At 59.2% G+C, this 23,762-nt stretch carries 29 protein-coding genes; 10 read left to right on the top strand and 19 right to left on the bottom strand.

The annotated features are described in order from the left end of the window. Window positions 1–653: 653 nt before the first annotated feature. From EN984_RS00160 to EN984_RS00150, 3 genes are all read right to left on the bottom strand, one after another. On the bottom strand, window positions 654–1,610 hold the full coding sequence (locus EN984_RS00160; protein ID WP_127266471.1) for an NAD(P)/FAD-dependent oxidoreductase: 957 nt from the start codon (window positions 1,608–1,610) through the stop codon (window positions 654–656). A gap of 97 nt (window positions 1,611–1,707) precedes the next feature. Next, window positions 1,708–1,992: a hypothetical protein gene (locus tag EN984_RS00155; protein ID WP_127266470.1), complete on the bottom strand. Its 285-nt coding sequence runs from the start codon at window positions 1,990–1,992 to the stop codon at window positions 1,708–1,710. A gap of 110 nt (window positions 1,993–2,102) precedes the next feature. Then, window positions 2,103–2,351, bottom strand: a complete 249-nt coding sequence (locus EN984_RS00150) for a hypothetical protein (RefSeq protein ID WP_127266469.1) — start codon at window positions 2,349–2,351, stop codon at window positions 2,103–2,105. 683 nt (window positions 2,352–3,034) lie between these two features. Here EN984_RS00150 and EN984_RS00140 point away from each other — a divergent pair. After that, window positions 3,035–3,481 carry a low affinity iron permease family protein gene (locus EN984_RS00140; RefSeq protein WP_306663753.1) on the top strand — a complete coding sequence of 149 codons (447 nt, stop codon included), beginning with the start codon at window positions 3,035–3,037 and terminating at the stop codon, window positions 3,479–3,481. Continuing rightward, the gene (locus tag EN984_RS00135) at window positions 3,423–4,814 is read left to right on the top strand and encodes a phospholipase D-like domain-containing protein (protein ID WP_236383246.1); all 1,392 of its coding nucleotides are present in this window, start codon (window positions 3,423–3,425) and stop codon (window positions 4,812–4,814) included. The genes EN984_RS00140 and EN984_RS00135 overlap by 59 nt, the downstream gene beginning before the upstream one ends. A gap of 122 nt (window positions 4,815–4,936) precedes the next feature. Here the strand turns inward: EN984_RS00135 and EN984_RS00130 are convergent, their stop codons facing one another. The 4 genes from EN984_RS00130 to EN984_RS00110 form a co-directional block, all read right to left on the bottom strand. Next, window positions 4,937–5,170, bottom strand: coding sequence for a hypothetical protein (locus tag EN984_RS00130; RefSeq protein ID WP_127266468.1), 234 nt, complete (start codon window positions 5,168–5,170; stop codon window positions 4,937–4,939). Window positions 5,171–5,426: 256 nt separating this feature from the next. Further along, window positions 5,427–5,648: a hypothetical protein gene (locus tag EN984_RS00125; RefSeq protein WP_127266467.1), complete on the bottom strand. Its 222-nt coding sequence runs from the start codon at window positions 5,646–5,648 to the stop codon at window positions 5,427–5,429. Window positions 5,649–5,657: 9 nt separating this feature from the next. After that, window positions 5,658–5,858 carry a hypothetical protein gene (locus tag EN984_RS00120; RefSeq protein WP_127266466.1) on the bottom strand — a complete coding sequence of 67 codons (201 nt, stop codon included), beginning with the start codon at window positions 5,856–5,858 and terminating at the stop codon, window positions 5,658–5,660. Window positions 5,859–6,542: 684 nt separating this feature from the next. Further along, window positions 6,543–6,836, bottom strand: a complete 294-nt coding sequence (locus EN984_RS00110) for a DUF768 domain-containing protein (protein ID WP_127266465.1) — start codon at window positions 6,834–6,836, stop codon at window positions 6,543–6,545. A gap of 909 nt (window positions 6,837–7,745) precedes the next feature. Between EN984_RS00110 and EN984_RS00100 the strand changes: the two genes are divergently transcribed. Next, entirely contained in the window at window positions 7,746–8,255 is a 510-nt protein-coding gene (locus EN984_RS00100; protein ID WP_127266464.1) for a DUF892 family protein, read from the top strand. A gap of 245 nt (window positions 8,256–8,500) precedes the next feature. Here EN984_RS00100 and EN984_RS00095 read toward each other — a convergent pair whose 3' ends face one another. After that, a complete protein-coding gene (locus tag EN984_RS00095) occupies window positions 8,501–9,346 on the bottom strand; it encodes an SIR2 family protein (protein ID WP_127266463.1) in 846 nt (281 codons plus the stop codon). Window positions 9,347–9,387: 41 nt separating this feature from the next. Then, window positions 9,388–9,696, bottom strand: coding sequence for a hypothetical protein (locus EN984_RS00090; protein WP_127266462.1), 309 nt, complete (start codon window positions 9,694–9,696; stop codon window positions 9,388–9,390). 454 nt (window positions 9,697–10,150) lie between these two features. Between EN984_RS00090 and EN984_RS00085 the strand changes: the two genes are divergently transcribed. Together EN984_RS00085 and EN984_RS00080 are read left to right on the top strand one after the other, a co-directional pair. Next, window positions 10,151–10,456, top strand: a complete 306-nt coding sequence (locus EN984_RS00085) for a hypothetical protein (protein ID WP_236383244.1) — start codon at window positions 10,151–10,153, stop codon at window positions 10,454–10,456. Window positions 10,457–10,495: 39 nt separating this feature from the next. Further along, the gene (locus EN984_RS00080; protein WP_127266460.1) at window positions 10,496–10,993 is read left to right on the top strand and encodes a metallophosphoesterase family protein; all 498 of its coding nucleotides are present in this window, start codon (window positions 10,496–10,498) and stop codon (window positions 10,991–10,993) included. A gap of 258 nt (window positions 10,994–11,251) precedes the next feature. Here EN984_RS00080 and EN984_RS00075 read toward each other — a convergent pair whose 3' ends face one another. Beyond that, a complete protein-coding gene (locus EN984_RS00075; protein WP_127266459.1) occupies window positions 11,252–11,683 on the bottom strand; it encodes a hypothetical protein in 432 nt (143 codons plus the stop codon). A gap of 285 nt (window positions 11,684–11,968) precedes the next feature. Here EN984_RS00075 and EN984_RS00070 point away from each other — a divergent pair, with 285 nt between their 5' ends. The 3 genes from EN984_RS00070 to EN984_RS00060 are packed head-to-tail and all read left to right on the top strand — an operon-like array spanning window position 11,969 to window position 14,115. Further along, the gene (locus EN984_RS00070; RefSeq protein ID WP_127372400.1) at window positions 11,969–13,006 is read left to right on the top strand and encodes a glycosyltransferase family 2 protein; all 1,038 of its coding nucleotides are present in this window, start codon (window positions 11,969–11,971) and stop codon (window positions 13,004–13,006) included. Then, window positions 12,981–13,673 carry a class I SAM-dependent methyltransferase gene (locus tag EN984_RS00065; protein WP_127266458.1) on the top strand — a complete coding sequence of 231 codons (693 nt, stop codon included), beginning with the start codon at window positions 12,981–12,983 and terminating at the stop codon, window positions 13,671–13,673. The genes EN984_RS00070 and EN984_RS00065 overlap by 26 nt, the downstream gene beginning before the upstream one ends. Next, window positions 13,651–14,115: a GtrA family protein gene (locus EN984_RS00060; RefSeq protein WP_127266457.1), complete on the top strand. Its 465-nt coding sequence runs from the start codon at window positions 13,651–13,653 to the stop codon at window positions 14,113–14,115. The genes EN984_RS00065 and EN984_RS00060 overlap by 23 nt, the downstream gene beginning before the upstream one ends. Window positions 14,116–14,119: 4 nt before the next feature. Here the strand turns inward: EN984_RS00060 and EN984_RS00055 are convergent, their stop codons facing one another. Next, a complete protein-coding gene (locus EN984_RS00055; protein WP_127266456.1) occupies window positions 14,120–14,743 on the bottom strand; it encodes a hypothetical protein in 624 nt (207 codons plus the stop codon). Beyond that, on the bottom strand, window positions 14,730–15,971 hold the full coding sequence (locus tag EN984_RS00050; RefSeq protein WP_127266455.1) for a hypothetical protein: 1,242 nt from the start codon (window positions 15,969–15,971) through the stop codon (window positions 14,730–14,732). The genes EN984_RS00055 and EN984_RS00050 overlap by 14 nt, the downstream gene beginning before the upstream one ends. Before the next feature lie 35 nt (window positions 15,972–16,006). Here EN984_RS00050 and EN984_RS38055 point away from each other — a divergent pair, with 35 nt between their 5' ends. Continuing rightward, window positions 16,007–16,285, top strand: coding sequence for a hypothetical protein (locus EN984_RS38055; RefSeq protein ID WP_206517390.1), 279 nt, complete (start codon window positions 16,007–16,009; stop codon window positions 16,283–16,285). A 23-nt stretch (window positions 16,286–16,308) separates the two neighbouring features. Here the strand turns inward: EN984_RS38055 and EN984_RS00040 are convergent, their stop codons facing one another. Next, entirely contained in the window at window positions 16,309–17,241 is a 933-nt protein-coding gene (locus EN984_RS00040; protein ID WP_127266453.1) for a lipid kinase, read from the bottom strand. Between the two features lie 602 nt (window positions 17,242–17,843). Between EN984_RS00040 and EN984_RS00035 the strand changes: the two genes are divergently transcribed. Next, the gene (locus tag EN984_RS00035; protein WP_127266452.1) at window positions 17,844–18,041 is read left to right on the top strand and encodes a hypothetical protein; all 198 of its coding nucleotides are present in this window, start codon (window positions 17,844–17,846) and stop codon (window positions 18,039–18,041) included. Here the strand turns inward: EN984_RS00035 and EN984_RS00030 are convergent. The 6 genes from EN984_RS00030 to EN984_RS00005 all read right to left on the bottom strand — a co-directional run. Then, a complete protein-coding gene (locus EN984_RS00030) occupies window positions 18,038–18,781 on the bottom strand; it encodes an amino acid ABC transporter ATP-binding protein (RefSeq protein WP_127266451.1) in 744 nt (247 codons plus the stop codon). The genes EN984_RS00035 and EN984_RS00030 overlap by 4 nt on opposite strands. Beyond that, entirely contained in the window at window positions 18,778–19,752 is a 975-nt protein-coding gene (locus tag EN984_RS00025) for an amino acid ABC transporter permease (RefSeq protein WP_127266450.1), read from the bottom strand. Before EN984_RS00025 ends, EN984_RS00030 begins: the two co-directional genes overlap by 4 nt. Window positions 19,753–19,808: 56 nt before the next feature. Next, window positions 19,809–20,642, bottom strand: a complete 834-nt coding sequence (locus tag EN984_RS00020; RefSeq protein ID WP_127270403.1) for a transporter substrate-binding domain-containing protein — start codon at window positions 20,640–20,642, stop codon at window positions 19,809–19,811. Between the two features lie 269 nt (window positions 20,643–20,911). Beyond that, window positions 20,912–21,736, bottom strand: coding sequence for an alpha/beta hydrolase (locus EN984_RS00015; protein ID WP_127270407.1), 825 nt, complete (start codon window positions 21,734–21,736; stop codon window positions 20,912–20,914). A 2-nt stretch (window positions 21,737–21,738) separates the two neighbouring features. Continuing rightward, entirely contained in the window at window positions 21,739–22,815 is a 1,077-nt protein-coding gene (locus EN984_RS00010; RefSeq protein WP_127270402.1) for an LLM class flavin-dependent oxidoreductase, read from the bottom strand. 27 nt (window positions 22,816–22,842) lie between these two features. Next, window positions 22,843–23,762: aldehyde dehydrogenase family protein (locus EN984_RS00005; protein WP_127383604.1), on the bottom strand; the 920-nt coding region annotated here is incomplete at its 5' end.

The raw sequence follows: 23,762 nt of genomic DNA, 5'->3' as shown, positions 1-23,762 counted from the left end.
CGACTGAGCAGGGCAAGTTCTGATGGGGTGAAGGCGTCTCTATGCATCGCATCTCAGCTCCCGTGCGCCACCGTCTCTAGAGGGGGCCGAGGCGGGCTGAAGCTGTGGTTGCAGCCTCTGACGCCGGCCAGCAAGAGATCGCAGAACGGGTCGTCCGGCGCGCGCTAACGCTAGACAAGAAAGAATGTTCCGCGCGTTTTTCGGACACTAAACAAAAAGGCCCAGCCCGAGCCAGCAACGGCCTTTTACCGGTCTACGTGTGATCTCCTTCAACCATATCCGGAAAGCCTCTTCCTTGACGGGAATTTCTGGGCTTGCTGTGCGTTTAAAGTTGAGAATGGCAGTTATGATCTTGGACAGAAAGAATGGCTTGGCGCGCCGAGTTGCCAGAGCCACGAAAGCCCGCCCCAGACAAAGCCGAGACGGGCCGAAGCTGCATCGACAGCCTCGAGGCCCAGACAATGAGAAAGGATTGTAGGCCTGCAGCCAAACCTCTTACCGCAGGGAATGTTCCGCGGCTGTAAACTGTCGGTGGGAGTATCATGACCTTTCGGGATCGACATTCTCGGCCAGTTACGGCAACTCCTTGTCGGCCGTCGAGATGTTGGCACGCGCCATCAAGGCAGCCAAGAGCTCGATCAGCCGCGTGGTCTTCATGTTCGTTGAGAAGGCTGATCCGCAAATCCAGTCCGCTCGGCGCTCTCAAGCTCTCTATGGGCATGCGACGCGGCAATGGCAGCCTGTCCAAAAGCGACGGCTATCTGGTTCAACGCTTTGACAACGTCACCAATGGCGTACATGCCTTGGATGGAAGTCTGCTGATGCTCGTCGACTGTGACATAGCCCTCTTCACAACATCTTGCGCCTACCACCTCGGCGAGTTGAGAATGTACCTTGCACCCCAGTGCCAGATAAATGGCATCGAAGCGGGATGACGTCCCATCTTTCAAAATCGCCTCGCAACCGTCTGCTGTCGGGCAGAGTGTGTCGAGAGCGTCACCGATGACTATGCCTCTTGCCCTCGCGGCACGACGAGTGCTGGGCGAAAAGTCGGATGCGTCGCTTCCAAGCACCGTTATAAGTGGTGTAAACCGACTGAGGAAAATAGCCTCTTTAAAGGCTCTCTCGTCGTGCCCGACGACCGCAATCTTCTGGTCGATCGCCTCATACCCGTCGCATACAGGGCAGAGTCGAACCACACCTGCGGCAATTGCTTCGCGTAGACGCGGAATGACAGGTGTCGTGTCGGTGATCCCTGTCGCCATAAACACCTTGCGTGTCCGGATTGCGCCGATCGAGGTCTCAGCGACGAACCCCCGATAGGCAGGGGCGAGGGAGTAGACCTGCCCCTCAACCAGAGTGGCTCCATACAAGGTGGCGTGACGTCGAAGGCGATCCAGAATATCGGCTCCACTTATCCCTTCGGGAAAGCCAGGACAGTTATGGCTCGTTGGGATCAAGGCGGCACGAGGATCGCCGGCATCGATCACCAGCACGCGATGGCGAAAACGCGCAAGATATTGAGCGGCGGTCAATCCCGCCGGCCCGCCTCCAACGATCAGGACATCTTCGGTCTCGGCGGTCGGTCGGCTGACGTGGCTGTTGTGCATAGTGCGGCGCGTTAACGGCGAACGATTTCGTTCGTGCGATGTTCAAAGGGCGGTCTCGGGACATCTGACTCGATGGCAACAGCGTAGAAATCAGGCTTCAACCCGATCGCAAGACGCCAGGCTCCTCTGTTTCCTTGAGCTCTTCCGTATCCTTGGGCGCGGCGACCAGATCCTGGAATCCGAGAGTAGCGACGAGATAGCCTGCCTCATCATAAACCTTCGTCACCCAACTGGTCGGGTCCACGCCATCGACAATTCCGTCGAGCATGGCCTCCTTGGCAGCGCGCTTGGCCTCTCTGATAGCCTCGTCTCGATCAGCCATATCGGCAAAGATTGCTGGCTGCGACATGCCTTCGATAAACTCGAAGCGAAATTTCGGCATCGGTTGCTCCAGTCACGTGCCAGCGGATCGGCCATTTCTGGCAGGTTTGATGGTCAACGCGGCGGTGTCGAAAAGGATGCAGCGGGTGGTGTGCGCATCACCATCTACCGTCAGGCAGCGTTGCTGCCTGCCATCTCCCAATCGTCCCGCCAACGTGCTCGCACGGCAATCATCAGCGTGGCCGCTTCGGTCATTCCTGTTTGGAATAGCCTGATCAGCTCTCTGGCCACGGCATAGGCGGCCGCCGTGTCAGGCAAAATAGCAAATTCCTGGCACAGCGCGTCAAATGCCGCGCGAAGGATGTTCAGGTCACTGGGGTAGAGAGCGTCCGTGTGCATGCGGATGGTTCGATTAAGCATCAGGCTCCTCCGAATGGGCGAGAGTGCGATCGTCGCTCCCAAGCAGCGAAACCCGTTACACAGCCGCTGACCACGGCTTTATGCGGGGCAGCCCACCAATTGTCATTAAACTATGATGCACTCGGCCGGTGTTCATGCATGAAAATCGCCATATGGCCCATTCATCGCTTAACCTTCGCGCAAGGATGTTGATGGCGAAGCCCTATACTCCAACGCCTATAACTCTTCGCGACTGGCCGCATTATTTAGTCCGACCAAACCGCGGGCAAAATGGGGCAACTCACGAGATCGTTCATGCTGCTGACACTCATGCTGAACAACGTGACATAGACGAAGTTGCCGAAGGAAGCAGAAGAGCACCCGCGTCGGACACAGGAGATGGTGTCGGACAGCTCACCATGGCATCGCGCAACAATATGCCAGCCGTCATCATCGGCGGCTCGGTCCTTGTGCGGCGCAAGCTCAGAACAGCAAAACGTCCACCAACTCGTAACCGGCGCGATTGATGGGGAACAACGTGCAGCGGAACTTACCAAGCGACTGCTTGCCTTTTTCTCGCCAGCAATCGCTGGGGCCGAAGCGGCCGAATCCGAATCGCCACGTCTCCGATATGAGCGAATTGCTGAACCCACCGCTGCGAGACTATCCAAATCGAGACCGTGCTCGCTGCGAGACCATGACATGTGAAGGTCGATGCAGGACACCTGGAAAACGCGCGCTGCTCAACTGTACCTTTTGTTGAATCACGGCGGGGCGGTATGATGCCTCGTGGGAACCAGGGGCACTGCCGCGAGTTCTTTGGAATGGCAAATCATTCGGTCACAAGCGTGCTTACCTCAATTGGCACATTGACCTCCCGTCCCGCTGCATTCCTGGTCTTGTTGGCTTACGCCATCCTTTGGATGATCTTCGAGCGACAGAGCTTGGATTGGCACGGAGCCGCAACATTGTTTACTTGGGCGATGACGCTGTTCATCCAGCGCGCGGAGCACCGCGACACTCAAGCGATCCACGCCAAGCTTGACGAGATTCTGCGGTCAGATCACGCGGCTTCAAACATCACGCGGATCGATGATGAAGAGCCCGAGGAGATCGAAAAGCATCGCCATCGCCAGCAGCGGGGCGATTGACGTGCAGCCTCTCGGTTCCGTGGCGTCAGGCGCCCGCAAGAAGACCTCCGGCATTGAGCTTTGGCGAAAGGTGCTCATCTATCTGGCCATCGCCACCATGACCAGCCTGCTCACGGTGTTGATCATAAATCTTACTCCAGAGCCGCGCGTTCTACGATCAATCGTTCCCCATCGTTTCGACGCTACGGATCCCCAATTTTCCAAGACGATGAGCAGCTATTCGCAAGGGCAGATGTTCGATTCCAATGCGGTCCAAACTCTCATCAACGGAGACGAAATATTTCCGTCAATGCTGCAAGCAATCGGGGCGGCTCGATCCAGCGTCGACATGGAAACATATATTTATTGGTCAGGAGCCATCGGCTACGAGTTCGCGATCGCATTGGCGGCGAAGGCCAGCGAAGGCGTGGAAGTCCGTGTGAACGTCGACTGGGTTGGCAGCCTTCCCTTCGACGAGGACTTGATCCACATCATGACCACTGCCGGTGTGAGATTCGAACGCTATCGGCCTTTACGCTGGTATACGTTGGACCGAGTAAACAACCGAACCCATCGCAAACTGCTGATCGTCGATGGCCGGATAGCATTCACTGGCGGCGTCGGCATTGCCGATAATTGGCGCGGGAACGCACGCAACTCGAATGAATGGCGCGACACGCACTACCGGATCGAAGGACCCGCCGTGTCCGCATTCCAAGCGGCGTTCGCGGAAAACTGGCTTGAGACGACCGGCGAGACATTGCAGGGCGGGAAGTTCTACCCTGCAGTTGCGCCCGCTGGTGGGATCGATGCCCAGTTGATACTTTCTTCGCAGCCAAACGGCTCGGAGAACATGGAGTTGATGATGTTGGCAGCAATAGCCGCGGCCAAGGATCATCTGCGCATCGGCATGGCCTACTTCGTGCCCGACGACATAGCCCTGCAGCAGATTCTTGATGCAAGGAAGCGAGGCGTCTCGGTCGATGTCATCGTTCCCAATTGGCTGACGGATGTGCCCATAGTGCGAAAGGGTTCACGTTATTTCTGGGGCGAATTGCTCAAAGCCGGTGTGCGCATTTTTGAGTTTCAACCCACAATGTACCACCCGAAGCTCTTGATCGTCGATGAGGTCTGGGTGAGCGTTGGCTCGGCCAATTTGGATGAGCGTTCCCTGCGCCTCAATGACGAGGCCACCCTGAACGTCTACGGCATGGAATTCGCGCGAACGCAAATAGACATCTTCAACGAGGACCTGAAACGATCAAGGCCAGTCAGTCTGGAAGAATGGCAAGCGCGTCCACTAAGCGAAAAGGTCACCGACTACTTTGCCAGCAGGCTACGCTCGCAGCTCTAACGATGGCGAGGTTCCAGAGATGCAGAAGTCTCCGCGAGATCGCGCGGCATCGTACGCTTAAGACGCTCGCCAAGTCGCCATCGAACGCTGAGCCGTGGATCGTGGAATGACGGTGAGAGAGACTAGCCGACCGCCAAGACCGGCCTTTTTCGCAGCCGCGCCCGCATGACGACCAGCAGAACCGTTTCGTCTTTCATGCCACTCTGGAATAATTTTATGAGCTCGGCCGCAATCTGCTCGGCGTTGTAAGAGATCAGTTGAATCTCTGCTTCCCCGCAAAGCTTCTTGAGGACCGATTCCAGCAATCTCAACCCTTCAGGATAGATAGGTTGATCACTGGCGGTGTCGTAGGTCATGTACGCCCCTTTGACTCGACTTAAATCAAGGCCGCAGATGCTGGGCGGCGAGCCCATGCATGACTCGTTTCTGGGAAGAGGTCATTAACTTATGCAAGTTCGAACATGGCGCCGGATTCACCAACTGCAGGGGGATGAACCAACAAAGGGCAGCATGTGTACGGATCGAGCTGGAGCAAGTCGTGAAAGCCCCTGCCGCCAGGCCTGTTAAGTCCGGACGGTGTTCCTGCATGGTGCTGCAGGCGAGCGAGAGAGCCTAAAAGAATTCAATCACCTTACGGCTTCTCTTTTTGAGAGCCGGGATGGGTTTGCGATGCATTCGCGGCTGCGCCGGCGGTGATTTCACCGGATGCTGTGCAAGCCTTGCTTGTCTCAGCCGCGCCGTCTTCTCGGCGCGTTCGGCTCGTTCAGCGTCCAGCATCTCTTGGCTGATACGTTTGGCGCGGTCGTATCTTTCCTTGTCGTGATTGCGAGTCACGGACACCTCCTAGCCAGCAACAAAAATCCTGCGAACCTTTTTGGTGACACGCGGCTTGCGTTGGCTGGGACCGGGCGTGATGGCTTGTGCGAGGCGAGCCTCCTTCAACCGCGCCGTCTTGGCGGCGCGCTCAGCACGTTCCTTGTCGATAATGAGTGCTGCAGCGGATGTGGTATTCTCGTTGCGACCGTCATGATTGATCCGCGGCATCTCAGTGCCTCGCCCCGATTCTTGTCGCCCGTAGTGCCATTTTGCACCTGCGTCCCGCCCTAAACTGGTCTATTGCCGCTTTGAGTGACGTTTCGGTTGCATGTTCCGGTTTCTCGCCCGGCTGGTTGTCGTTGGCAGCTTGTGTCATGGCCATCTTGGTTCTCCTAGGGGGCCGAACTTCGATATGACACAAGTGTTCCAAGGCAACTCGCAAGCTGCAGGGCTATTTTCGATGTAAGGAACGCGCGGATGCTAAGTGTGATCGGAGCACTGTGATAGGGGGCCGTAGCTGGAACTATGAGAGCACAGATAGCGTCGGCGCCTGAACATGAACGGCGGCCTTCTCCCCTCTCGCAAAGAGCCTGGTGTCGACGATGAACTTTTCTCGCGACGCGATCGTTCACACTTTGCTGGAGCAAGGGACCCCACGGAAACGTTATAAGCTCGGTATTGCATAGAATTCGGCCCTAGGGTCGTTGAACCACTACCGGGGGTCTCTGCAGTCAACCTACAGGCAGCCGCAGGTCAAAACGAGGAGCACGGTTCCAAGCGCATACGGAACCAGAAGCAAGCCTATCGTCACCCAGAAAGCTGGCTCTGCCAAGGCGGCCATGTCCTTGCGAAACTGCTCCATAGGACTACCCCGGCAACTTCGACAAACGAATAGAGCTAATCTGGTAAAGCCTACGGCCCACTTTTGGCATCTTCGACCTCCAGCGCATCCATGAGGGCTGTCGCATCGCTGGGTTGGCCATCGGCGCCACCCTGCACGTCACTTCGGGCGTTCTTTAGCGCTTGCTCGATCGCATGTTCAATGTTTCCGAGCTCGTCCTCACGCACCTCGCGACCATAACCGGCCGCTTCGGCGTCCTGCTCGAATTGCTGGGCCAGCACGGCGAAGCTCACATCCTCTTTGCCAGCAAGAGTGCCGACATTCTCCTGCAGCCAGGTTTCAAAAAACTCTTTGGTCGCGTTCACCGGATAACTCCTCCGCCGGATTAAGCGCGGCGGTTCCGCCACGCCTTCACTTTCCCATGGGGTATGCTCATGGTGGGCTTGGCTGATGATCCCGATAATTCGTCTGCGCGGCGACAACTCGTCAGACGATCGCTCGAAATTCCACGATCGAAGCCTGGTCTCGGCTGACGAAAATTCCCATCATCTGCATAGGAACCTCCTTCGACTGTAGCGGGCAGCCGAAACTCAACAGCTCGGCCGTCTAATCCTTGACATATGCCCCAGGCTGACGACCGCCTCTGGGCGCCTTGGCGTCTTTCGAATGCTCGGCCATCGCAGGGCCTGCTCCGGAGACTTTCTCTGCGGCCGGTGACGGTGTCGCCGGCTTAGACGAGGTCCGGCTGTCCGATTTTTCGGGGCGTGGTGATATGCCAGCTGAAGAATTGTCTGAAGAAGTCATGGCTCGTTTCCTTAGCTGCGAAACTTCCTTACCAACCTCCGAAATGCCCTGACGTTCCATTGCGATCCCTTCGTGCGATAAGATCTCCGCAGGTGAACATGCCTCGACCCTGGAGCGCATCAGCTACGGGTAGATTTCGCAAGTGAACCGTAAAATGCCAAGCCGCTCGGGAGAGATACAGCATAGCCCTACATGGCAGCGCGGGCATCAGAATACGAGCCGACGCGAAACAGAGATCCATCCGTCGCCGAACCCGCGACAGGCAGCAGGTCCGGTCATTTCTGCAGAAATGCGTTTGCCAGCTGAGACACAGCGGCAGTGCCCGCACCGCGATATTCTCTCCTGGTGCCAAGAGCCTGATTGCAGCGCCGACCAGCAAGGCTCGCGATACAGGCTGACTCCGCGGTTCAACCGATGAGGAACAATATCTCCCTTTGAAAGTTCTGGCCGACCCATGACGGAGATATGAAATGTCAGAATCGCGCGAATGGCTTGTCCAATGGCTCAGGGATGCTCACGCCATGGAAGAGCAGGCCGAGACCATGTTGAATGGGCAGTTGAACCGAATTGAGAACTATCCTGAGCTCAGCGAACGGATTCGCCAGCACGTCCAGGAGACCAGGCAGCAGGCTGCTCGGCTGGAAACCTGTCTCGACCGCATCGGACAAGGATCTTCCACACTGAAGGATGCCGGCGGCAAGCTGACGGCAATGGCGCAGTCGCTCAGCGGTGTCTTCGCCGGTGACGAAGTGATGAAAGGATCGCTTGCAAGCTACACGTTCGAGCACATGGAAATCGCCTCCTACACAATCCTTATCGCCGCTGCCAAATCGCTGCGTGAAGCAGAGGTCGCCCAGGTCTGCGAAGAGAACCTGCGTGAGGAAGTCGCAATGGCGGACTGGTTGAAAAGCCATATTCCAACGACAACCGAGCAGTTCCTGGCGCGGGCCGACTCGGAGAGTGAAAACGCCAAGCGTTGATCAGCCGGTAGCGTATCGCTAAACAAGCTCGCGCCTTGCGCCGAAGCTCGGCGCAAGGCGCATCGAGGTAAGCCGTTACCGCTGAAAGGCACTTCAAAGTAGGCAGTGCGTGAGTAAGTTTTCCGATTAGCTCTCCGTGCCGCGATAGTATCCTTGAGGCCAATTGAACTTGAAATTCCGGACGGAATTCTCTGCCATGTGCCGCTCCTTGAGAGCCCGCCGAACTGCCCATCATACGGATGTTGCTATCGCCCACTTTTTGGCGACAGTTCCCCATCCCCAACCATCTCCGCCAGCCGGCTGAGGAAGTCCACCAAAGCAGCTTGCGGCTCGTCGATTTCGCCGACCACGACCGAAATGCCCCAACGTCCAAGCACGGCCTCCTCCACAGGGTTTCGGCTGGTCATGAAGATGAACGAGGGCGGGCGATCTTTCTCATAGCCGGACCGATGCCACGTCTGCCAGAGACGGTGCAGCAGCAACCGAATGTTTGGGTCGGAAAGGCTATAGCCAATGAAGAGGATCGTGCTGCCGAGCGCATCCGAGCGAAAACGCACGTCCAGCGGAGAATTGAAGGAGAGACGATCGAGGTAGTCCGTTTCGGTGAGGACGAGGGACGAATCCTCGTCGAAATCACCATGGAACTTGACGATGTGGGTAATGCCTTGGCGGGCCTGCGCCACATCGCGTGCATTGGCCACTTTCACGTAGTCCCGACCGTATATCTCATAAGCCAGTTCCAGATTCCGATCATAGTTAGTTGTGTAGATGACAGGGAAGTCGAGCCTCACGATGAGACGATGCAACTCGGATTTCTCGATCCGGTCCTTGGGGACGGACCAGTTTCTGTCCATCCAACTGCGAAGTGGCCCGATGCTGCCATGCTTGATGCGATAGTACTCGGCCAGGGTTTGAAAACGATCGCGTCGCGTGGAAAATTCGTCGTCGACGCCGAGCTCCTTTGCCATTCGCTCTATCAGCTTCTCCCAGGAGGGTAATCCAACGCTGATCGAAACCCCTGCCCCAACAAACAGAATTGCGCTGCGATGCCGAATTGCGTTGGCGAGCGAATCTACAGGGTCATCGTTCATCACGTCTTTCGAGGCCACCCGCGCAGGTCGACCTTCCTCCCTCACATCTGGTCGTTATTAGGCTCCTTGGTGATCCCCACCTGCCTGGCCAGCTCGGAAAACGGTGGCACACTCGCTTCGAACTGCTCGGTGTTAGCCAGCCGCAAAAGCCGCAAAGGGAAACACACTGCGTCGCGGTTAGCCGGCGACATATCCTCGAAGAGGCGCTCATCAACCGTGAAGGAGGCTTCCGCGTTTTTCAACGCCGTGTCGATATCATCGACCGAGAGAAGGCCTCTGCGGACCAAGGCGTTATTGACGGCCGCGACCGCCATAAGCAAACCTTCCAATTGCAGGTTGGCGACGTTCATGGGCCATTGTCCTTCATACCATTGGGAGCCCGTCGATAGATAATCCTGCTCCGGAGGCCTTGTGCCGTGCCGGTGATGGAGTTGCCGGCTTGCTAGAGCGTTTCGGCTGCGCGGCGACGCCGGGATTGGCATCTGATGGCGCCCTTGGATCTCCGCTGGGCTGCTGGACAACTCTCCACATGCCTCGAGGTTCCGGATCGCCATGGCAACCTTGCAAAGGCAGAGGCAAGGCTTCTCGCTGTCCTACCGTCGGGCGCACCAGGTGATCGCGGTTGGGTCTTCAGACTGCGATTCAAAAAGCGCGATGCATGGTTCCTCCGCGAGCTCGAGCCGCCTTCGGCAGTAGATGCCTGCCGCGCCCGCTCGTAGCCAAAAGCAACCGCCGCAAAGCGTTCGGCAACTTTAGAGCTCCGACAGTGCCTCCCAGACGGGCCACATAGAAACGACCAAGCTGATGCCTGCTACAGGTCTCGGGATCTCGTTTATCGGCGACATCAGGCAGCGGCGCTCCGCAGGTCAGCAGATCCGATGGATGGGAACAACCCGGCACCGTGATGGTTCGGTGGCATCAAAAGGTGATAGAGAACGATGTGAAAAGCTTAAACAGCACACAGAAGCCACAGATCGTGAAAAGGCGATCGAAGCTCTCTACTTTGCGCGCAAGTGCGGCCTCACCAAGGAAGAGGCACTCAAGATGCTCAGGGAAGCCCAAATCAGGATCGATGATGGACCCAAAAGCCGCTCCGGCAACCGAACTTAAAAGCGATCGTCGAGCGCTCATCTCAGCCAGCGGCGGCGCATGATCTTCTTCACCTCCGACACGCATTTCAACGATCCCCGCATTCTGCGGCTCGACCCCCGCCCCTTCAGTTCATTGGTGGCGCACGACCAGGCACTGACTGAACTTTGGAACGAGACTGTTGCTCCAAATGACGAGGTTTGGCACCTCGGCGACTTCGCCAAGGGATCGGCCGAGACAGTGTCTTCGCTGCTGTCCTGCCTCCACGGCACCAAACACCTGATCATCGGCAACAACGACGGCATGGTAACGCTCCGCGCTTCGGCTTGGGCTAGCGTGCAACACTACAAGGAGCTAACTGTCGAGGGCAGTTTCTTGGTTCTTTGCCACTACCCGTTCCGCACCTGGAACAAGATCGGCAAGAAATCGATAAACCTGCACGGCCATTCTCATGGCCGGCTGAAGCCAATGACGCGCCAGCACGACGTCGGCGTCGACGCCTGGGATTTTCGCCCAGTCACCTTTGCTGCCATACAGGCCAGGCGCCGCCGAGATTGAGGTTAGCGCAGCAGATGGCGAACGATCGATGTCTTCACGTGGTGATGCTAGCCGCAAACAGGATTCCAGAATCCTGCCCCTGGAGTATTGCAGCCATGCTGGAACGCACCGCGAGTAAACTGGGACCGAGGAGCGCCCCACCCGTCTGCACAGCCGTGGGACGGCGCCGACCCCCGTCGTCAACACGGCGCTCCACTGGCGCCCCAATCGTTCATCCACCTCGCTTGAAACGAGCTTCAATCGCCGTCCTTGGCGACCTCAGTGCCACATTCTCTCTCTAAGCCACTTAAGAAACCTGTTCCCTCCGATTGACCGGCGGACTCTGGCGGCAGCCCACTGCCCTCTGAACGTGGTTCCGACATGGCAACTGCAGACGATGTCGTGCAACTCCCCGTCAGACAGTTCGAAGAAGCGCTTTGCTGCCCCATAGGTGTCATCCTTCAGGCCTAACGCACGCAGTAGCGGGTCCTCGAAGGCCACTGTAATTGGCGAGCCCTCACCGCGCGCTGCGTCGCGAGCTTCCCGCTTCAGATGCTCAGTGCCGGTAAGCGCTGTCAGGCGTCGCTCGGGATGTTGTTCCAGCAATTCTGCCCAGCGCTCAATGCGCTGTTGCCGGGTCATGATCGGGTATGTCGACAGGGGTTCTACTTCTGCAATTGTCTGCAGTTGGCTTAAAGTTTGGTGTTCCATCGTCGGCTCCTTTGGTCGAAGTCCCTTCCCCTCAAAAATTATCGCGCGCCGACGCGCTGACAAGAGCTGGTAAGGCGGCCACTTGCCCGACAATGATTGCGAAACAGCGCATTGCTCCGCCGGCGCGCGAAACGATATCCCATGCCAAATCAGACCGAAGCCGTTCAGAACGAACAGCTCGCCACCCGCCTACAACAACAAATTAAATTAGTAATGCCTTATGGAACTTTGAGGCTGGCGTTTCATTTGATCGGCATGGAGGCCTCTGTAATCCAAAGTGCCGGGATGAGAGCGAACGTGTCGCTGCGCTACTCGCTGGTTCTGCCGATATACAACGAGGAACAAGTGCTGCCTCGTCTGATCGAGCGGATCAGGTTGCTAATCCACCAGCTGGACGGTGAGACAGAGGCTATTTTCGTCGATGACGGAAGCCGCGATGGCAGCGTCACTTACCTTCGGCGTGTGGTCGCCGCCGAGCCTCGTTTTCGGCTGATCGAGCTTTCCCGCAATTTTGGGCACCAGATAGCAATCACAGCCGGTATGGACGCCGCCCAGGGGGATGCCGTCATCGTCATGGATGCCGATCTCCAAGACCCACCCGAGGTGGTTCTCGATCTGGTGGCGAAGTGGAAGGAAGGTTTCGAAATTGTCTATGCCCGGCGCGTTAAACGCGAGGGCGAATCCTGGTTCAAGCGCTTCACGGCAAGTCTCTTCTATCGCTTGCTGGAAAGGATGACGACCGTTGACATTCCGCGCGACGTTGGAGATTTCCGGTTGGTCGGTCCGAAAGCGCTGAGAACTTTCAGGCAGATGCCCGAACAGGATCGCTTCGTCAGGGGCATGTTTGGCTGGATGGGGTTCAAGCAGGCGTCGGTGTCTTTCGAGCGCCCGGCACGAGCCCATGGCCAGACCAAATACCCATTCTGGAAGATGGTGCATCTTGCTGTGCACGCCATCGTCAGTTTCTCGGAGCAGCCGCTGCGCCTGGCGCTCTGGGGTGGCTTGGCCATTTCTGCGCTGGCCGTAGCCTTTGGTGCCTACGCCATCTACGCCTGGGCCTTTGAAACCGGCATTGTTGCCGGCTGGACATCCACCGTGATGATCGTGTCGCTCCTGTGCGGCATCAACCTCTTCATGACCGGCGTGGTCGGATTGTATGTCGGCAGCATCCACGCCGAAGTAAAACGGCGCCCGCTTTACGTGATCGATCGCCTCACCGGCTTCGACCGGCCGATGTCTGCCGTCCCGGGCAAGAGCCGCCGCTCGCCTCGAAAATCCCGGATTGGAGTCCCGGCCAATGTCCGAACCCTTCGACAGCTATAGATTCAATTATGGTGAGACGGTCCAGGGATCGATCCGCTTTTCAGGGCTTAAGCACGACTTCTTTCTCATGGCGAAGGCCGAGTTGCTGCGACGCGTTGTGATCGAGCGGGGGCTTCGTCATGCCGGCTCGGAAGTACGGGTGCTTGATGTCGGCTGCGGCGTAGGTGTGCTCCATCCCTATCTCAAAGGCGCCTTCGAGTGCCTGGACGGCTGTGACATCTCGCAGGAATCGATCCTGCGTGCGAGGCAGGAAAATCCGAGCGTCACATACAGGGCCTGCACCAGCCTGAACCTGCCATACGACAATGGGGTCTTTGATCTGGCCTTCGCCAGCTGCGTCGTCCATCATGTACCGCCAGCTTCCTGGCTCGGGTTCATGCGCGAGATGCGGCGCGTCGTGCGCCCGGGCGGTGTCGCCTGCATCATCGAGCACAATCCCTATAACCCGCTGACGCGTCTGGCTGTGTTCCGGTGTCCCTTCGACCATGACGCGGTGCTGCTCAGCGCAGCCAAAACAGCGTCCCTCCTTCAAGAAGCAGGCTTCAGCAACATCCGATCCGAGCACTTCCTGCTGCTGCCGTCGGGCAGGTCCTTGGCCCGAAAAGTCGAACGCGCGCTCGCCCCCCTGCCGCTGGGGGCACAGTATGCGTGTAGTGCGCATGCATGAGCATCGGCCTGCCGGCGACGACTCCCTGAAGCTACTGGCACGCTTCGGCCTGGTCGGCATCGCTGCCACACTTCTGTATGCCGCTTTGGTTGCTGCTTTTTCCAAATCGGAGTGGCTCGGTTTAACGCCCATCCATGCCTCGCTTGGGGCATATGCCGCAGCCACCCTGTTTTCGTATCTGGCTCACAAATCCCTGACGTTCGTGTCGGGCCGATCGCATCGAACTGAAGCTCCGCGTTTTCTCCTGCTGGGGGCAACAGGCTTGGCCATTGCCTATGGGGCGCCGGCGTTGCTGACGGTAAAGCTGGGCTTGCCGCTCATCATTCCCGTGCTGATTACGTGCTTGCTTGTCCCCGGCATCAATTTCTTCGTGCTTGACCGGTGGGTTTTTGCCGGACGCATTCCCGGTCGGCACGGCAATCGCTCCCGCCAGAGGCAATAATGCTCTAAATGGCGTCCAGTCGAAACGACACCAATTTGATGGAGCGCTTGTAAATGTCGCTGGCGGCCTGGCTGGGCGGGATCCCGTCGAGATAGTCAAAGGTCATTTCGAACGTGCTGGCGTTCGAAAAAGCTGCATGCGGAATGACGAACGAGACGGTCATCGGTTGCTTGCCCGACAGTGTGACCTTATGCACGGACACGCCATGCACCGAGATTATTACCCTCTGCGTCGTCTGTGGCGGACGAATGACAGCGGCCATTTGTAGCGTTGCCTTGAGACCGTCGCGAAGCGGCGGTATCTGCAGGCGAAGCCGCGAGGTCTCGCCCAGTGAATGCGTGCCGTCGGCTACCGGCCCCGACCAGCCACAAACTTTCATGCCGGCTGCCCGTTTGGCGCCATCGGACCGGAAGGACACTGTCTGGCCGAGTGAGTAGCTGCCAATGGCATCGCGGTTGAGGCATGTCGTCGTGCGGTCGATGTAATAGGCACGATAGTCGGCGTGGACAGTCGGATGGAGAGCCAGCGCAAGGATGGCGAGTTCGGACACGGCCAGAACCGCGGCGAGCGCGTAAGCGCCAAGCGAGATGGCGCGTCCACGGGGATTGAGGGTGTCAGACCAAAGCAAGGTAGCCTCCAATCCATGCCGCCGTCATGAAATAGCAGGCGACCAGGAAGAGAACCAAAGCGGCGAGCCAGATCAGTTTCGACGCCGACAACAGGACGGCCATCAACATTATCAGAGGCGCCAGCCCAATGACGTATCTGACCATGGAGGCCAGATTCGTTATCAATGGCACGAGAATGCAGATCGCGCAGAAGACCCCAGCGCCATATTGCTTGCGAGCCACCAGCACGACTGATAGCGCCAGCCCGATGATCGCTGCGAGCGCACTCCATTGCGGCGCCGTGGGCAGCCACCCGGTCTTGGGAAATGCTGAGAGCCCGTCCCATAGAAACAGGAGCGGGTTCCCAGCCACTCGTCCAAAGGCGCGTTGGACGTGCAGAAACGCAAAGCCGTCACCGACAGTGACATACAAAAACAGGATGTAGGCAAACAAGCCGGCAGGCGAGATAAAGATAGCGACGAGCAGATCCGGTCGACCGAGCACCCAACGCGGAAAGGAGAGTGGTGAGCCGCCCCGTTCTCGATGCTGCTGGAACATTTGAATGACGGTCGCAAAGACGACAAGGACCCCAACGAGCCTCGTTGCCGAAAGGAGCGCTGACGAGATGCCAGCGACGGCATAGCTGGAGCGTTTGAGTGCCAGGAAGACAATCGAGGTCAGGAGCACGAAAAGAGGTTCGGAAAGGAAAGTTGTGAAGTGGAAGGAGAACGGGCCGCTAAGCAGAAAAGCGCAGTACAGTACATAGGCCCGCATGTTCTTCTCCAACAGCGGCCATGCCACCAGACACGCGGCGTAGCTGCATGCAATCGAAGTGATCGTCGCGACCAGTATCGTGGCGAAGGGGAAAATCGCCCGGATCACCGCTACCAGCATCGGATAGAATGGAAAGAAGCCCCATCGTCCGACGTTGCTTTGGTTTGGGATGGGAAAGCGCTCGTAGCCGCGTTCGGAAATATCCAGATACCAGTGGCAATCCCATCGGCAGAGCGCACGAGCATAAGACTCGAAGCCTGGTTCTGCCAACGTTGAAGCAACAGCGGCATAACGAATAGCAAGGCCAGTGAAACCGAACAGGAGCGGGACTGCCACCACCGCTGCCGCTACCATGTGGCGCTTGTTGATTATGTAGTCGGGGAAAATCTCGACATGCGCTGGATCCTTCATCGACAGCGCATGGCCGGGGCTTTTGATGGCCGTGAGGAGATTGTCAGTCCTGGCTTTTTTCATCGCCGAGCACCGGCGGGGCGCGTTCCCATGCCCTGATGGGGGCCAGCTTCGGCCGTGACCAAACCGCCGACCGTGGCCTTGCCATCTTCATCGTCGTCGAGCAGTTCCAGACGGGTGACGCCGCCCACCCTCACCTCGTGGCCAAAATCGATGCCAGTCTGTTCCCGCGCCATTTGAGAGATTCTGGAGCGCGGTCGGCGGTCGTCAAGAGGTTGCTAATATTCGAGCGGCGATGGGAAGGCACCTTTGAAGCGCGTCGAGAACACGATATCATGCGTGCCTCGGCGGCCGGACGAGCTATCGCGCAGCCTTGACACCGGGATGGTCGCCCGACAAATCAAAGGTCCGCACCGAATGCTCCTTCTGTGCGACGTCGAATGCCCACGGGCGGAGGCGCAAAGACCGAGATCGCCTTTGGATGGACCTTGAAATGGCCTGGTGTCGAGGTGACGATCTCACCATCGGTGTTGACCGGCATCGGCTTCTCCGTCTCGATGTCGAACTCGACGCACCTAGCCGTGCGCACCTCTCGCCAGGCGCCATGCCTTCCAGACCGGAAGGAGCGGAGCATCAGCGCCAGCTTCCAAAGGTTCGTCATTTCCAAGCTATAAAGATCGAGATGTCCGTCATCGATCTCGGCCGTCTCTTCCACCACGTTGCCGCCGCCGTAATGACGACCGTTTCCCACCGCAATTTGGTAGGTTTCGACGTCGGTCGACGTGCCTTTCTCAACAATCTTCGCGTGGAACCGCGTGGCCCGCGTCAACACTTTCATCGCCGCCAGCGCATAGCCGAGCCTGCCGAAACGCTTCTTCAAAGTGGGATCCAGACCCTTCGCCAGTTCAGTGCTGAGTCCGATACTCGCAACGTTGAAGAAGGCATTGCCATTGACCGTGCCGATATCGATCTGCCGGAGTCGGCCCTGCGCGATCACGTCAGCGGCCTGCAGAAGATCCATAGGGATGTCGAGTGTGCGAGCGAGGTCATTAGCCGTTCCCATAGGAATAATGCCCATCGGCAGGCTGCTTTCCACTACAGCCATCGCCGCCGCCGACACCGAACCATCGCCACCGCACACGACCACAAGGTCGGCCGTTTGGCGTAAGCGAACGATGTCACGAGCGATCTCCGGCAACGCCTCGAACTTTTCGACAGCGACAGAAAGCCGGCCGCGCTCCAGCCGCTCCACAATCGGGGCGATCAGCTCTTGGCCGCGCCGCGCCTTTGGATTGAGGAGCAGCAATGCGCGCCTTGTGGCTAATTTGCTCATTCAAAGATCGATCCGATGGTCATGACGCATGCACATAGGGCGGTTGCTCATTCGACCGCAACCGAAGCTTTCGACTCAAACCGGACCTACCTCCGCCGCGACGTTGCGAACGGCGCAATTTGCGACATCCAGCGGTCCCCAGGATCGCTATTCGAGTTCGTGGACCGTCACGCCGGCACAGCCGTCTTGGCAATCGCATAGGTGCTGGCGATGCGTGAGATAGGCCACTTGGCCGGCACATGTCATTCCCCAAACAACTTGAAACCTCCTCGGAGTGAACATGGTCGAAGGTTTCCATGATCATCGGCGCGCCTATCTATCGCGCGAAAGCTTGAAAGCGCGGTCGATCGCATCGCGGATATGTCCCGGGGCGGATTTCAGATCGTCCTTCGGCGCGCCGCTTTGCTCCGGAACGTTGCCGCGCCCCGCTGGAGCCTGCGACAGAAGATGCGCTCAAGCCCATTGCCGGAGAGATTTAAATCGGCAGGACCAGATCGGCCTGGCTCCTGTAAAATCTGGAGCCGGGTCGCGATTGGCCGGAACCAAACAGAACAGCCGTAATTATCAGCCGAAGGGACCGCAACCGCATAGGAAGGGGAACGATGGCTGAAATTCTGGATTTCGAACTTGGCAGTTCAAGGTTGTGCGTCAAACGTGCCGAGAAATCGTTGAAGCGCGCAAAGGAAGAAACGGACAGGAAAAATGGCGTGGTGAAACCGCGGCAGCCGGCGCGTTGCTGGTCGAGGAAAGGCACGGGCCGTTCGTCCAGCGCATCCACGCATTTTTTTCTGGAAGTTTAATGCTTTAGTATCTGGCTGAGGAACAACTTGGTTCGATCATGGCAAGGGTGGCCGAAAAACCCGTCGGGCGTGCCCTCCTCGACGATCTGCCCAGCGTCCATGAAGATCACCCGGTCGGCAACCGCACGAGCAAAACCCATCTCATGTGTTACACACACCATGGTCATGCCGTCCCGAGCCAATCCCGTCATCGTCTCTAGCACCTCGGAGACCATTTCCGGATCGAGTGCGGAGGTCGGCTCATCGAACAGCATGACAGCCGGTTCCATGCACAGGCTGCGGGCAATCGCCACGCGCTGCTGCTGTCCGCCGGACAGCTGGATGGGGAACTTGTTCGCCTGTTCGGGAATGCGGACCCGCTCGAGGAACTTCAGCGCGGTCTTGCGCGCCTGCTTTTCCGATACGCCCTTCACCCACATTGGGCCGGCCATGCAGTTCATCAGCACCGTCATGTGCGGAAACAGGTTGAAGTGCTGGAAGACCATGCCGACGTTGGAACGCACGGCGGCAACGTTGGTCATCTTGCCATGTAAGGCAACGCCGTTGACGACAATGTCGCCCTCTTGATGCGCCTCCAGGCGATTGAAGCAGCGGATGAGGGTTGATTTGCCGGAACCCGAGGGCCCGCAGATCACGATCCGCTCGCCCTTGTGGACGATCAGGTTGATGTCCTTCAGCGCCTGGAATTGGCCATACCATTTGGAAACGGACTTGGCTTCAATGATGGCGGGGGCGCTCATCGCACCTTGCTCCTGTGGTAATGCCGTTCGATCCGCGATTGGACCAGTTCGAGGCAGATCGACAGCATCCAGTAGATCATCGCTGCCGAGATCAGCATCTCCATGTGCTGGAAGGTCTTCTGTCCGAGGGTGCGCGCCAGGAACATCAGCTCCCACACGCCGATGACCGAGACCAGCGAGGAATCCTTCAGCATCGAGATGAACTGGTTGCCCGTTGGCGGAATGATGACCGGCAATGCCTGCGGCAGGATGATGCGACGCATGGTCAGCGTGAAGCCGAAGCCCATGGAGCGCGACGCCTCCCACTGGCCGCGATCGATGCTCTGGATGCCGGAGCGGAAGATCTCGGTCATGTAGGCGCCGTAGCAGAGCGATAGCGCCAGGATGCCGGCCGGAACCGCATCAATGACAAAGCCGAGCTGCGGCAGCCCGAGATAGATCAGATAGACCTGCATCAGCAGGGGCAGGCCGCGAAAGAAGGAGGTGTAGAAGCTGGCGATGGCGTAGGCGAAGCCATTGTTGGAGAGCTTGGCGACCGCTCCCGCCACCGCGATGACCGAAGCGATGACGATGGAAATCGCCGAGACGTAGAGCGTGGTGACAACGCCCTGGCTGATCAGGAACGGCAGTTTCTCTCTGATAAAGGGCAAGCTGAGATGGAACGTCTCGAAGAAGCCAACAAACAGGAGCAGCAGTTCGAGCCATACGATGCCGATCTGGAACTTGAGCGGCGCGAAGCCGATCAACACGACATTCAAGGTGAAGATCACCGCTATGGCGAAAGCAATGGCAAAGCGGCCGTAGAAGCCACTCACCGACGGTTCGCCGATCACGGGGCGCATCAGTTCGGCAAAGCTGGTGCTCGACATGTTGAAAGCCATGAAGAGAAGCAGAACGACGCCGAACATCGTAGCCACGAACCAGGGTTTGTGGACGAGGACTTCGGCTTCGACGGTATCCGGATAAAGCATCTTTGAGCACCGGCTGTTCGGCGGCCTGCCCGGGGGGCAGGCGCCTTTTAAGGGGGCTAGTTGGTCTTCGAGTAATCCTGCCCGTACCACTTTTCGGAAAGCTTGCTCAGCGTGCCATCCTCCTTCATCGCTTTCACGGCGTCGCCGATCTTGGCGGAGAGTTCGGGATCGCCGCGTTCGGTGGCGATCGCCAGCGGCTCGTAAAATACTGGGTCGCCCAGCTGCTTGATCGGGTAACCGGCCTTCTCGGCGTCGAGGATCGACGGCAGTGAAGAGACCACCGCGTCCAGGCGCACGCCGTCGCCGAGGCGGAGGTCGTCAAAGGCGGTCGTCGAATTCTCGTAGGAGCGGACCTCCTTCGGGTTGAGCTTGTACTCGAATGGCGGCGCGCCGGCGGCGTCGAGCGTCAGATCCTTCTTGGCATAGGCCTCGAAGGTGGAGGTGCTGGTGGCGCCGACCACCTTGCCGTCGAGATCTGCCAGCGTCTTGGCCTTGCTGTCCTTGTGCACGGCAACGGCCGCCGGCGTGTAATAGTAGACCGCCGGAAAATCGAAGATCTCGGCGCGTTTCTTGGTCGGCGTCATCGAGCCGGCATGCATGTCCCAGCGCCCCGCCCAATGGCCGGCGGTGATGATGTCCCAGCCGGGCGTGATGAACTCGACCTTGACGCCGAGGTGCTTGCCGATCGCCTTGGCGACGTCGACATCGAAGCCGTCCAGCTCGTTGCTGGAATTCACGAAGGACTGCGGCGCCCAGTTGGCATCGGTCGCCACCTTGAGCGTGCCGGCCGCCACAACGCGGTCGAGCACCGCGCCTGCGTGAGCAGGATATGCGCCAAGCGCAAGCGCCATCGCGGCCAACGTCAGCTGTGGTCTGTTCCAGAATGTCATATCCGTATTCCCCTGTTGTTGTTCAGTTCCTTGCAGTCACTTCCGTTCAGCCGGTCGTGACGTCGCAATTTCGTGCCGACCTGGTCGGCGTCCTCTCCCAAAGGCCCGCGGATTTAGCGACGTCGCGGCCGGTCCGGTCTTCCGATGTGGCGGAGGATGTTTGCCGTCGCCATTCCCCCGATCACAGGGAAGGTCCCGGCCCGCTCCCTGCGAGGTGTCGTGCAGCCCCTGGTGTCCGGCGTTGGCTTTCGCATCGCGAAGGCTGCTATTCATCGGCGCCGCCCCCCTTTCCCGCGGTCAGCGTCCATCAGGAAATCGCCCATCAGCGTGGCAACCCGAGCCGGCGCCTCGATCAGGATCGAATGACGAAGTCCGGGCAGGATGGCGAGTTGCGACCCTTGCACCTGTTCGTGCATCAGCCGTGCCATCCGCGGGCTGGAGCCCTGATCGTCCTCCCCGGTCACGATCAGCGTCGGGCAGGTGATGCGGTCGAGAATGCCGCCGAAATCGGTCTCGGCCAGAACGCGATAGGCGGCCGCATAGCAGTCGCGGTCGTTTTCAGCGTCACGCCGGCGCAACTCGGCGATGGTCTCCGGGTTGCTGTCCTGAAAATCCTCCGTCAGCCAGCGCGACAGCGAGGCTTCATGATGCACTGAGGCATCGCTCGCCATCAGCGCCGCCAGCCGGCCACGCACCGCGTGCCGTTCCTCGGGCGTGCGGCCGGCGACCGTCGACAGCAACACCAGTTTTTTCAGGCGCTCGGCATGGGTCAGCGACAGGCGCTGTGCGATCAGGCCACCCAGTGAAAACCCGGCCACATGGAAGGTGGCAAACCCGACATGGTCGGCCAGCGCCAGCGTTTCCTTGACGAAATCGTCGATCTCGTAACGGCCCTTGATCCGGCTGGAGCGGCCATGGCCGCGCAGGTCGAAGGTGAGAACCGAGAAGCGATCTTTCAGTTGGCCCGCCACGCCACTCCAGGCTTCGAGATAGGAGCCGACTCCATGGATGCAGACCAGCGGCAACCCACCCTCACCCTCAAGGCGCCAGTTGAGCAGCACGCCATCGACATCGAGCTGGCCGGAGCGCGCCATAGTCACGCCCTCGCCGCCTGGCGCGCCCTGTCGCGCTCGCGCGCGGCGAAGACCGGCATCACCTCGTCGACCCACAGCTTGATCGTCTTCTTCTGCAGCTCGAACGGCAGGTTGAACGTCAGGCCGAGGCAGTACTGGTCAACGCCCGCGGCTTCATAGTCGAGCAGCTTCTCGATCACCTCGTCGGGCGTGCCGAACATCAGGTTGCGACGGATGTTCTCGGGATTGTAATTGTCTTTGCCCTTGACTCTCTCGTAGGGGATAGCTTCGGGAAAGCCGTTTTGCACGGTGCCGATGTTCTGGAACAGGTTCTCGAACGCGCGGCCATAGTCAATGGCATGCCCGACCGCGATCTCCCAGTCCTGCGCTCGTTCGTAGACGCAGGTGCGCCGCTGCATCATCAGGCGCGGGCGCGGCACCTCTGGATGATCGGCGACGGCCTTGCGGAATTTCTCGCCGAGCACGGCGATCTCGGCCGCCGGCGCCGACAAGGGCGTCGACAGGATCGAAGCGCCGATGCCGACCGCCCAGTCGAAGGTTCCCGGGTCTCGCGCGGCCACCCAGATCGGCGGATGCGGCTTCTGCAGCGGCTTCGGCACGCCGGCGGCGAGTGGGAACTTCCAGTAATCGCCGTCATGGGCATAATCCTGTGCCCACAGCTTCTTCACCGCCGGCACCAGCTCCTTCAGATAGGCAACGCCTTCCTGCTGCGGCATGCCGCCGGCCATGCGGTCAAACTCATATTGGTAAGAACCGCGCGCGATGCCGAACTCCAGCCGCCCGCCGGTCAGGTGATCACAAAGTGCCGCCTCCCCTGCCAACCGGATCGGGCTCCAGTAGGGCGCGACCAGCGTCGAGGTGCCGAGGCGGATCTGCTCGGTATGCTGGGCAAGCCAGGTCAGCGTCATCAGGGGGTTGGGCGAGATCGTGCATTCGATCGTGTGATGCTCGGCCGTCCACAGCGTCTCGAAGCCACCTTCGTCGGCCAGGCGCGCCAACTCGAGGAGATTGCTCTTCACCTTCGACATCGGCATGTCGGGCGAGAAGCGTTCCATGGTCAGCGAAACGGCGAATTTCATGTCGGTCTCCCCAGTGCGTCGGTTTGGTCAGCGAAGGCGGATAATGAAGGGGTCCTGCATCGCGCCCGAGTAGTCGATGACGACGTTCTTCAGGCGCGAGAACTCCTCCATGGCGTCGAAGCCGCCGCGCCGCCCGTAGCCGCTCTCCTTGAAGCCGCCATTGGCGGACATGAAGGACGAGGCGCGGTAGGTGTTGATCCAGACGGTGCCGGCTTCAACATTCCTGGCGAAACGCAGCGCGCGGTTGATGTCCCGGGTCCAGATGCCGGAGGCGAGGCCATAGCGGGTGTCGTTGGCGAGACGGATCATCTGGTCTTCCGACGAGAACGGGATGACGCCGACGACAGGACCGAATAGTTCCTCCTGCATGAAGTCCATGCCGTTGTCGGCATCGGTCATCACGGTCGGCTCGAAGTACCAGCCGCCTGCAAGCTCATCCGCCTGCGGCCGCTTGCCGCCGGCCGCAATCCGCGCGCCCTGGCGCACGCCCGAGGCGACGTAGCCTTCTACCTTGGCGAGTTGCACCGACAGCGCCAGCGGTCCGACGTCGGTTTCCTCCAGCATCGGCAGCCCGACCCGCACGCGCCGCGTGCGTTCGACCAGCGCCTCGACGAACCGATCGTAGACGCTGGCCTCGACGAAACAGCGCGAACCGGCGACGCAGGTCTGCCCAGCCGCCGCGAACACACCGGACACGACGCCGTTGACGGCATGGTCGATGTCGACGTCGTCGAAGACGACATGTGGCGACTTGCCGCCGAGTTCCATCGAACAGGGGATGAGGTTCTCAGCCGCATTGGCGGCAATCCGCCGGCCCGTCGCCGTCGAACCGGTGAAGACGAATTTCGCGATGCCAGGGTGCCGGGTCAGCGCGTCCCCCGCCACGGCGCCGGTGCCGGTCACGACATTGACGACGCCGGCCGGGAAGCCGGCCTCCATGATCAGCT

It is taken from the genome of Mesorhizobium sp. M7A.F.Ca.CA.004.12.1.1 (genome assembly GCF_003997835.1).
Lineage (GTDB): Bacteria > Pseudomonadota > Alphaproteobacteria > Rhizobiales > Rhizobiaceae > Mesorhizobium.
This window is presented reverse-complemented; position numbering and strand designations above follow the sequence as displayed.

Bases quoted from the DNA above. Each gene is read 5' to 3' on its own strand.
- EN984_RS00150 (WP_127266469.1), bottom strand. From the start codon at position 2,351: ATGCTTAATCGAACCATCCGCATGCACACGGACGCTCTCTACCCCAGT.
- EN984_RS00015 (WP_127270407.1), bottom strand. From the start codon at position 21,736: ATGGCGCGCTCCGGCCAGCTCGATGTCGATGGCGTGCTGCTCAACTGG.
- EN984_RS00025 (WP_127266450.1), bottom strand. From the start codon at position 19,752: ATGCTTTATCCGGATACCGTCGAAGCCGAAGTCCTCGTCCACAAACCC.
- EN984_RS00120 (WP_127266466.1), bottom strand. From the start codon at position 5,858: ATGCCGCGGATCAATCATGACGGTCGCAACGAGAATACCACATCCGCT.
- EN984_RS00010 (WP_127270402.1), bottom strand. From the start codon at position 22,815: ATGAAATTCGCCGTTTCGCTGACCATGGAACGCTTCTCGCCCGACATG.
- EN984_RS38055 (WP_206517390.1), top strand. From the start codon at position 16,007: ATGGGGGCCAGCTTCGGCCGTGACCAAACCGCCGACCGTGGCCTTGCC.
- EN984_RS00090 (WP_127266462.1), bottom strand. From the start codon at position 9,696: ATGAACGTCGCCAACCTGCAATTGGAAGGTTTGCTTATGGCGGTCGCG.
- EN984_RS00130 (WP_127266468.1), bottom strand. From the start codon at position 5,170: ATGACCTACGACACCGCCAGTGATCAACCTATCTATCCTGAAGGGTTG.
- EN984_RS00155 (WP_127266470.1), bottom strand. From the start codon at position 1,992: ATGCCGAAATTTCGCTTCGAGTTTATCGAAGGCATGTCGCAGCCAGCA.
- EN984_RS00160 (WP_127266471.1), bottom strand. From the start codon at position 1,610: ATGCACAACAGCCACGTCAGCCGACCGACCGCCGAGACCGAAGATGTC.
- EN984_RS00060 (WP_127266457.1), top strand. From the start codon at position 13,651: ATGCGTGTAGTGCGCATGCATGAGCATCGGCCTGCCGGCGACGACTCC.
- EN984_RS00050 (WP_127266455.1), bottom strand. From the start codon at position 15,971: ATGAAAAAAGCCAGGACTGACAATCTCCTCACGGCCATCAAAAGCCCC.
- EN984_RS00075 (WP_127266459.1), bottom strand. From the start codon at position 11,683: ATGGAACACCAAACTTTAAGCCAACTGCAGACAATTGCAGAAGTAGAA.
- EN984_RS00070 (WP_127372400.1), top strand. From the start codon at position 11,969: ATGAGAGCGAACGTGTCGCTGCGCTACTCGCTGGTTCTGCCGATATAC.
- EN984_RS00035 (WP_127266452.1), top strand. From the start codon at position 17,844: ATGGCTGAAATTCTGGATTTCGAACTTGGCAGTTCAAGGTTGTGCGTC.
- EN984_RS00095 (WP_127266463.1), bottom strand. From the start codon at position 9,346: ATGAACGATGACCCTGTAGATTCGCTCGCCAACGCAATTCGGCATCGC.
- EN984_RS00030 (WP_127266451.1), bottom strand. From the start codon at position 18,781: ATGAGCGCCCCCGCCATCATTGAAGCCAAGTCCGTTTCCAAATGGTAT.
- EN984_RS00065 (WP_127266458.1), top strand. From the start codon at position 12,981: ATGTCCGAACCCTTCGACAGCTATAGATTCAATTATGGTGAGACGGTC.
- EN984_RS00135 (WP_236383246.1), top strand. From the start codon at position 3,423: ATGATGAAGAGCCCGAGGAGATCGAAAAGCATCGCCATCGCCAGCAGC.
- EN984_RS00085 (WP_236383244.1), top strand. From the start codon at position 10,151: ATGCCTGCTACAGGTCTCGGGATCTCGTTTATCGGCGACATCAGGCAG.
- EN984_RS00100 (WP_127266464.1), top strand. From the start codon at position 7,746: ATGTCAGAATCGCGCGAATGGCTTGTCCAATGGCTCAGGGATGCTCAC.
- EN984_RS00040 (WP_127266453.1), bottom strand. From the start codon at position 17,241: ATGAGCAAATTAGCCACAAGGCGCGCATTGCTGCTCCTCAATCCAAAG.
- EN984_RS00080 (WP_127266460.1), top strand. From the start codon at position 10,496: ATGATCTTCTTCACCTCCGACACGCATTTCAACGATCCCCGCATTCTG.
- EN984_RS00020 (WP_127270403.1), bottom strand. From the start codon at position 20,642: ATGACATTCTGGAACAGACCACAGCTGACGTTGGCCGCGATGGCGCTT.